Source organism: Propionicimonas sp. (assembly GCF_034927565.1).
In the GTDB taxonomy this organism is placed as follows: Bacteria; Actinomycetota; Actinomycetes; order Propionibacteriales; family Propionibacteriaceae; genus Propionicimonas.
On the sequence record NZ_JAYFPT010000113.1, the window covers coordinates 1 to 7,965 of the forward strand.

9 protein-coding genes are annotated in these 7,965 nt (G+C 70.1%); 4 read left to right on the plus strand and 5 right to left on the minus strand.

Going from position 1 to position 7,965, the window contains the following annotated elements:
* Window positions 1-99: 99 nt before the first annotated feature.
* Window positions 100-1,221 (minus strand): ABC transporter substrate-binding protein, encoded by a 1,122-nt coding sequence (locus VB080_RS15285; RefSeq protein WP_323419314.1) that lies wholly within the window; start codon window positions 1,219-1,221, stop codon window positions 100-102.
* A 562-nt stretch (window positions 1,222-1,783) separates the two neighbouring features.
* Between VB080_RS15285 and VB080_RS15290 the strand changes: the two genes are divergently transcribed.
* Together VB080_RS15290 and VB080_RS15295 are read left to right on the plus strand one after the other, a co-directional pair.
* Window positions 1,784-3,154, plus strand: coding sequence for a UTP--glucose-1-phosphate uridylyltransferase (locus VB080_RS15290; RefSeq protein ID WP_323419315.1), 1,371 nt, complete (start codon window positions 1,784-1,786; stop codon window positions 3,152-3,154).
* Window positions 3,147-3,581 (plus strand): hypothetical protein, encoded by a 435-nt coding sequence (locus VB080_RS15295; RefSeq protein WP_323419316.1) that lies wholly within the window; start codon window positions 3,147-3,149, stop codon window positions 3,579-3,581. The genes VB080_RS15290 and VB080_RS15295 overlap by 8 nt, the downstream gene beginning before the upstream one ends.
* Window positions 3,582-3,835: 254 nt before the next feature.
* Here VB080_RS15295 and mscL read toward each other — a convergent pair whose 3' ends face one another.
* From mscL to VB080_RS15315, 4 genes are all read right to left on the minus strand, one after another.
* Window positions 3,836-4,216 carry a large conductance mechanosensitive channel protein MscL gene (gene mscL, locus VB080_RS15300; protein WP_323419317.1) on the minus strand — a complete coding sequence of 127 codons (381 nt, stop codon included), beginning with the start codon at window positions 4,214-4,216 and terminating at the stop codon, window positions 3,836-3,838.
* Between the two features lie 89 nt (window positions 4,217-4,305).
* On the minus strand, window positions 4,306-4,914 hold the full coding sequence (locus VB080_RS15305) for an SAF domain-containing protein (protein WP_323419318.1): 609 nt from the start codon (window positions 4,912-4,914) through the stop codon (window positions 4,306-4,308).
* 48 nt (window positions 4,915-4,962) lie between these two features.
* Complete coding sequence (locus VB080_RS15310) at window positions 4,963-5,271, minus strand: FmdB family zinc ribbon protein (protein ID WP_323419319.1); 309 nt, start codon at window positions 5,269-5,271, stop codon at window positions 4,963-4,965.
* Between the two features lie 76 nt (window positions 5,272-5,347).
* Entirely contained in the window at window positions 5,348-5,935 is a 588-nt protein-coding gene (locus VB080_RS15315; RefSeq protein WP_323419320.1) for a 5-formyltetrahydrofolate cyclo-ligase, read from the minus strand.
* A gap of 17 nt (window positions 5,936-5,952) precedes the next feature.
* Here VB080_RS15315 and glp point away from each other — a divergent pair, with 17 nt between their 5' ends.
* Window positions 5,953-7,257: a gephyrin-like molybdotransferase Glp gene (glp, locus tag VB080_RS15320; protein ID WP_323419321.1), complete on the plus strand. Its 1,305-nt coding sequence runs from the start codon at window positions 5,953-5,955 to the stop codon at window positions 7,255-7,257.
* 25 nt (window positions 7,258-7,282) lie between these two features.
* Window positions 7,283-7,933, plus strand: coding sequence for a GNAT family protein (locus tag VB080_RS15325; protein WP_323419322.1), 651 nt, complete (start codon window positions 7,283-7,285; stop codon window positions 7,931-7,933).
* Window positions 7,934-7,965: the final 32 nt, after the last annotated feature.

Genomic DNA, 7,965 nt, shown 5'->3' on the forward strand with positions numbered 1-7,965 from the left:
CCGAGTGGGCCCAGCCAGCTGCGCTGTCGCGGCCGGGACGCGGACGATGCCCGCGTCCCGGCCGTTGCGCTCACAGTAGGAGACGACACGATGGACAACCTAGGCGATCGCGGCTGCCCACTTCTCGCCGAGCAGCTTGCCGGCAGCAGTGCTCTGGTCGGCCGTCGGGACGAAGCTCTCGTCCGGGGCTTGTGGCAGGGCGGCGGCCAGCGCGGCGTCAATCGTCCCGGCCTTGGTCATGGCCTCCATCCGGGTCGGACGGGCGCCACCGGCCAGCCAGAGGTTCTGCACCTGGTCGGAGTACAGGAACTCCTGCCACAGCCGAGCGGCCGCCGGGTGCGGGGCGTCGGCGTTGATCGCCTGGTAGTAGTAGCCGGCGTAGCCCTTGCCGCTGAAGACGACCACCTTCCAGGCCGGGTTGCTCGTGGTGGCAGTGGCGTTCAGGTAGTCCCAGTCGAAAACGATCGGGGTGGCGCCGCTGGCGATGGTGCCGGAGTCGGGGTCGACCTTGAGGAAGTTGCCGGCCTTGTTCAGCTGGCTGAAGTAGTCGATCCCCGGAGTGAAGTCGTCCAGCGTGCCACCGTTCTGCAGGGTAGCCAGACCGATCGCCGCGAAGGCCGAACCGGCCTGGGTCGGATCGCCGTTGATTGCCACCGCGCCCTTGTACTCCGGCTTCAACAGATCGGCCAGGGAGGTCGGGACGGTGAACTTCGAGGAGTCGATGCCCACTGACATGTAGCCGCCGTAGTCGCCGACGTAGAGGCCACTGGGCTCCTTGAGGGTGTCAGGGATGTCGTCCCAGGTCTGCACCTTGTAGGCGGCGAACTGGTCGGTGCTGGACAGTGCGACGGCCAGGCCGAGGTCGAAGGTGTCGGGAGCGTTGTCCAGACCCTTGTTGTCCTTGGCTGCCTTGATCTCCTCGGCGCTGGAGACGTCCGGCGACTGCTCGTCGACGGTGATCTCGGGGTACTTGGCCTTGAACGCGTCCAGGATCGCGCCGTAGTTGGCCCAGTCGCGGGGCAGCGCGATCACGTTGAGCTTGCCCTCGGCCTTGGCGGCTGCCTCCAGATCGGCGAAGCTGCCGAAGTCGGCGACGCTGGTGGCTGAAGCGGCTTTGCTGTCGGCGGGGGCCGAGCCGCTGCAGGCGCTCAGTCCGAGCGTCGCGGCCAGGCTGACGGCGACCAGGCCGCCGAGCCGCCGAAGAACGGGAGTACGGGTCATTGAGTCCTCCAAGTCGTACGTGGATACCACCAACGGGCGGTCGCAGTGGACGCTAGGGGTACCGCCTTAACGCACGGGAACCACCCGGTTAACGGCAGGCCTGGGGGCGTGTTCCCACGATCACTGTGGGCACGATGCCACCAGGGCGCCTGACGGTCACGCTAGTACGCCGGGCGAGGTTGTGCACGCGTCCGGCGAAAGCTGCAGTTGCTGCGGGGTTGCGAACCGGGGGTGCGCTGGCTGTGCGCCCGGCGCGTCCGTGGGACGGGTGACGAGGCCGGCGAACCGGGCCTGGCCAGCCATGACGCCACCAGCGATGTCACCAGCCGCGGGAATTGGCCGGGTTTCTTTGGCAAAGGGTTGCGCGGTCGTGTAGTCTCTCGACTGAGAGTGACGCAGGGTCGATGATGTCTCCTGGGGGTGGGTAGACGGCTTTTAGCCCTTCGACCGGCGTCACTCTCGTTTTCTGTTTCCAGGCCGCTGTGGGCCGGCATTCGCGTGACGAAGGCCGCTGTGGGCAATGTCTGTGTCCGGTCCGGCCCGGTCTCGTACCATCAGCACCATGAGCGATCGTGGCCTCACCCTGAGCACCGACAAGATGCGCGCCTCCGGCGTCGACCCGGTGGCCGTCGACGTCTTCGCGCACTATTACCGGCAGGCCGAGTCCGGCGCCACCGGGATCATCGCCGAGGACTCCATCGAGCCGCTGCTCGATCCGCCCCGGCTCGACGAGGTGGAGGTCTGTGAGGCGGACCAGGTGGCGGCCCTGGCGCAGACGGTGGTGATCAAGCTCAACGGCGGCCTCGGCACCTCGATGGGCCTCGACCAGGCCAAGTCGCTGCTGCCGGTGCGGGACGGGAAGAACTTCCTGGATCTGATCGTCGCCCAGGTGATGCACGCCCGGCAGGCCTATGGGGTGCGGTTGCCGCTGCTGTTCATGAACAGCTTCCGCACCCGTTCCGACACCCTGGCTCAGTTGGCCCGCTACCCGGAGTTGGCGGTGGACGGACTGCCGCTGGACTTCCTGCAGAGTGCCGAACCCAAGATCCGGCTCGACGACCTCACCCCGGTGGAGTGGCCGGCGGATCCGGCTCTGGAGTGGTGCCCCCCCGGGCACGGCGACCTCTATCCGGCGCTGTGGGGATCGGGTGTGCTGGACGCCCTGCTGGACGCCGGTTTCCGCTACGTCACCGTCGCCAACGGCGACAACCTGGGGGCGGCGCCGAACCCGAGGCTGGCCGGTTGGTTCGCCTCGACGGGGGCGCCGTATGCCGCCGAGGTGTGCCTGCGCACGGTCAACGACCGCAAGGGCGGTCACCTCGCCGTCCGCAAGGCCGACGGGCAGCTGATCCTGCGTGACACCGCGCAGACCGCGCCCGAGGAGATGCACTGGTTCACCGACGAGCACCGTCACCCCTACTTCCACGCCAACAACCTCTGGCTGGATCTGGTGCAGTTGCGCCAGACGCTGACCGAGCGCGGCGGCGTGCTCGGACTGCCGCTGATCCGCAACGAGAAGACGGTCGATCCGACCGACCCGGCCTCGCCGAAGGTGATTCAGTTGGAGTGTGCGATGGGGGCTGCCATCGAGGTCTTCAGGGGAGCGCGGGCGATCGCTGTCGGGCGGGACCGGTTCCTGCCGGTGAAGACCACCAATGAGTTGCTGCTGCTGCGCTCGGACGTCTTCGAACTCGGCCAGGATGCCCAGCTGCGAGCCGTGGTGGAGATTCCCGGTGTCGACCTGGACGGGAAGTACTACAAGCTGGTGGACGACTTCGACGCCCGGGTGCAGGTGGTGCCTTCGCTACGGCGGGCCACCGCGCTCACCGTGCGTGGCGACTGGGTGTTCGACGTCCGGTCGCAGGTGGTCGGCGAGGTGTCGCTGGCCGACGAGGGCGGCACCAGGCACTACCGCAGCGAGCCGGATGCCTGAGCCGGGGGCGGCCGAGCCCGCAGGCCGGGATCCGGACGCCCGGCAGCCCCGGAACGAACCCGGCCGGCTGGCGCGCTGGCAGGCATCCCTGGCCTATGCCCTGACCGGAGCCGATCTCGAACTTCCCGAGCCAGGAAGGCCCGACCCGCCCGCGCTGATCGCAGGGCTCGCGGCGCAGGGCTGGACGCCGGCGCGGCTGCGTGCGCATGCCGAGGCCTGCGTCCGAGACGGGCAGTCCTGGCCGCACCTGATCCCGCCGGACCTGCGGGCCGGGTGTGGGGCAGCTCAGCTTGCTGCAGTGCTGGGCAGTGCGCGCGCACTGCTGGGCCTGGTGACGCTGGAGACCCGACCACCGTCGGCCCGGACGACCTTCACCGCCGACGAACTTCGCCTGCTGCGGGAGGTGCCGCCGCACCACGGAAGCTAGAGCGTGTCTCCCTATCCCCCACGGTGGCCTGCTGCACGGTGCCCCGCGGGCGTCTCGCAGCGTTGTCGTCGGTCGGCGATGCGCCACATCGCTTCCCTCCTGTGCCTTGCGAGCCACTCCGCGGAACCCCGCTCGCGGCGGCCAGGGATAGGCAGAACACGCTCCAGCGCGTGTCTCTTCTCCCCAGGTCGTGGCGCAGCAGGGTGACGATGCACCCGGCCGAGCGTCGACGACGGGGTGCGCCTCCGGAGCTGCTACTTCGCCTGCTCCTTCAGCAGGTCGCGGATCTCGGTCAGCAGATCCTCGGTGGTCGGCGCCGCCTCGGCTTCCGGCTCGGGCGCCTTGCCGGCCAGCTTGTCGCTGCCGGCCTTGATCGCCTCGATCGGCTTGATGATCAGGAAGTAGACGATCGCCGCGATGATCAGGAACGACACCAGCGCCGTGATGAACGGTCCGACAACCACCCCGCCGATGGCAACGGAGTCGAAGTTGGGGTTGCCGCCGAACAGGCTGATGATGCTCAGGATCACGTCGGTGAAGGTGGTCACCACCGCTCCGAAGGCGCCACCGATGATGACGGCGACCGCCAGATCGATCAGGTTGCCGCGCATCAGAAAGTCCTTGAAGCCCTTCATGGGTGTCTCCTCGCTGTGGGTGTCAGTGCCCCTCACCTTACGGAGTGCTCGCCGCCCGGTCGCCGCCATCTCGACACCGGCGCAGGCTGTCAGTGCAGGGCGAAGGCGAGCGTGGAGGCCGCTGCCGAAGCGGTGACGCGGGCGGCTTCCTCGGGGCTCAGATCGAGCAGGACGGGCGGGGCGTGGCGACTGCCCAGAAAACCACCGTCGTCTGCCGCCGGGAGCGCGGCGACCCGGACGTTCGCGGCGACGGCCGCCGTCTCACCCGTCTTGTCGGCGCCCAGTACGTCGATCCGGTCACCGACCCGCAGCAATTCCAGCGGAGCAGCGTCGCCGAAGCTGACCGGCAGCGCCACCCGTCCGGCGGCGACCACCGAGCCGGCGGTGACCAGATCCCGCGGGGTGAGCACCGCCCGGGCCGGTACCAGGGTGACCACCGTCCGTCCCACCGCCTGGTCGGGGTCGGTCAAGGCACCGGCGGGCACCGCCTCGGCCGGAAGCCGCAGCTTGGTCAGATCGCCGGCGGCAAGGGTGTGGCCGGCGTCGATGTCGTGACCGGCGGCGAGCACGACGCTGCCCCGATCGCTGTCAGTCAGGGCGGTGAGGCCGGCGTACACCGCGACGGCAGCGCAGGCCGCTGCCACCACCCGCCGGTGCCAGCGCACGGCGCGGGCAAGAGAGGTCAGAAAGGCTCGCATACCCCAGTCTTGGCCGATCCGGCAGGCTCGGGTCAGTTCTCCACAGGGTCAGGCAGCTGAACTTGAGGTTGTGGACGACGCTGCCGAGGAGTTGGTCGCACTGGCGGCGGGTTTGGCCTCGGCGGGTTTGGCCTCGGCGGACTTGCTCGCCGCGGGCGTGGCCGCGTTGGCCTTGCCCTGGCTGCGGCTGTCGGTGGCGTAGAACCCGGAGCCCTTGAAGACCACCCCGACCGCGCTGTAGACCTTGCGCAGCGTGCCCTCGCACTCGGGACACTCGGTCAGCGGGGCATCGGTGAACCTCTGCACCACGTCCAGTTCGGAACCGCACTGCGTGCATCGGTACTGATAGGTGGGCATGGGCTACTTTCCTGGGACGGGGTCGTTGTCGGGCCAATGGTACTTTCCGCCAGGAAGAACCCGGCAATCGCCGTCGCTATTCCGCTCGCCAGACGGTTGCCGAGGCCGTCAGGATGACGTCGACCCGGCGGTCCCAGGGGTCGGTCGGGAGTGCGTCGAGCAGTTCGCCGTCGTGCAGCAGCAGCCCGATCCGGGTGTCCGCCGACGCGTGGCCGAGCGCCCGGTCGTACCAGCCCCCGCCCGTGCCGAGCCGGTCGCCGGCCGGTGTTCCGGCCAGGCCTGGCACCCAGATCCAGGCCGCCTGGGCCAGCGCTTCTGGGCCCAGCCGGTCCGATGTCGGCTCCGGGATCCCACGCCACCCGGGGGTCAGGTCGTCCGGGCCGGTGTACCAGGCCCAGTCCGGTTCGCGACGGAGCACCGGCAGCAGGATGCGGGTGCCGCCGGCGGCCAGGGTCTCGATCAGGGAACGGGTGTCGGGCTCCTCGGGCAGCGAGACGTAGCAGGCCACCGCTGGTGCGGCCGCCGACAGTGCCAGGGCACGCGCGGTGCGGTCGCCGGCGGGAAGCGGGACCGCAGTCCGCCGGGCGCGGAGCCGGGAGCGCAGCACGTCCTTGGTGGCAGTCTGGCTGCCTCGGGCGCGGGCTCCGCGGGCCGGGTCGGTCATTGACTTATGGTAGGCGCATGGCCCTGTTCGGACGGACGAAGACTGACCTGGCACCTGCCCAGCCGGTGCCACCCACCCCGGTACCCGAGCCCAGGAGGCTGGGCGACGCGCCGTCGGGCGACGAGAACGGCGTGCGCTCGGTGGCAGAGCACCGTGACTACCTGCTCTCACAGGTGCAGGGGCTGCGCCCGTTCGGCATCGGGCTGCTCGAGGCCAGCGGCCTGACCCTGTGCGAGTCGATCTCCGCCGACATCGACATTCCGGTTGTCACCACCGCCGCGGTGACCGGCTGGGCGGTCCGCGGATCGAACCTGGTCGGTGCCGCACCTGCCCGTCCGGTCCGGCTGCCGCTGGTCGGCGAGATCGATCCGGGCGGCTTCCGTGGCGCCCCGCTGATGGGCGGCACCACCGTCAAGGTGGCCGAGGGCGCCCCGGTTCCCGAGGGCTGCGATGCCGTGGTGGTGCTGGACGCCGGCGTGGAGTTCGGCGAGGACGTCGAGTTCACCGCCGAGGCGAGCTTCCACGAGAACCTGGTGGTCGCCGGCTCCCGGATCGCCGACGGCGACCGGCTGGTCGAGGCCGGTACCGTGCTGCAGGCCCGTGAACTCGGGCTGCTGGCCGAGGTCGGGCTGGACAAGGTGCTGGCGCGTCCGAAGCCGCGGGTGGTGGTTGCCAGCCTGGGTGCGAACCTGGTCGATCCCGGGCTGCCGCTGGAACGGATCGGTCAGGTCTATGACGCCACCACCCCGCTGATCGCCGCCACCGCACGTGGCGACGGCGCTCAGGTCTACCCGGTTGGCATCCTGCCCGGCGACGCCGGCGAACTGCGACAGCGGCTCTCCGACCAGCTGCTGCGGGCCGACCTGGTGCTGATCGCGGCCGACTCCAGCCCGGTGCTGGCCGGTGTTCTGGGTGAGTTGGGCGCGATCGACGAGGCGAGGATCGCGATCGAGCCGGAGGTCCCGGGCCTGTTCGCGGTCATCGGCGAGGAGCAGGTGCCCGTGGTGGTGCTGCCCCGCGAGGCGTACCCCGCCTACCTCGCCTATCAGGCGTTCGGACGGCCGGTACTCCACAAACTGGCCGGGATCGACCCGGCCGAGCGTGAGGAGATCACGCTGCCCACCCTCCAGCCGCTCACCGCTGACCCGTCCCGGACCACGTTCCTGCTGGCCGGAATCTCCGAGCGCGGCGCGGTGCCGGTGCCGGTGGAACACCCCGGCGTCCTCGAACTGGCAGCGGCCGACGCCGTGATCGTGGTCGGCCCTGGAACCGGTGAGGTGGACGCCCATGGCGACGTCACCTGCTGGCCCCTCAAGGGCTGACGGCGCGAGCCCACGGAAAGCCTCGGTGAACGACGCCCCGTCCCGCTGGCCGGTCACCCTGGGTCGTGGACCGGTGACCCTTCGTCCGCTCAAGCCCTCCGACGAGCGCGCGTGGTCCCAGATCCGGGAACACGGAGAGGCGTGGTTCAAGCCCTGGGACTCCACCCGTCCCCCCGGCGCCCTCGACCAGTCGGTCGGCTTCGCCACCCTGGTGAGGCGGTTTCGCCACCGGGCACGGCGCGGCACCATGTTGCCTTGGGCAGTGGACTACACCCCGGACGGCCGCACCCCCCGGTTCGTCGGTCAGGTCACCGTCAGCGGGATCACCTACGGCTCGGCCTCCTGGGCGCAGATCGGCTACTGGGTTGATCCCCGCTGGGCCGGCCGGGGCATCATTCCGACCGCCGTGGCGCTGGCTTGCGACTACTGCTTCACCACGCTCAAGCTGCACCGGATCGAGGTGGCGATCCGTCCGGAGAACGCCAAGAGTCTGGCGGTGGTGCGCAAACTCGGCTTCCGGTTCGAGGCACTGGTGCCGCGCTACATGCACGTGGACGGGGACTGGCGCGACCACTACCTGTTCGCCCTGCACGCCGAGGAGGTGCCCGAGGGCATGCTGGCACGGCTGGAGCAGTTCGGCGCGGTGGCGCCGCTGACCCCACCGGAGGGGCTGTGACGCCGTCCGGCCCGTGACGAGCCGGGGACTCA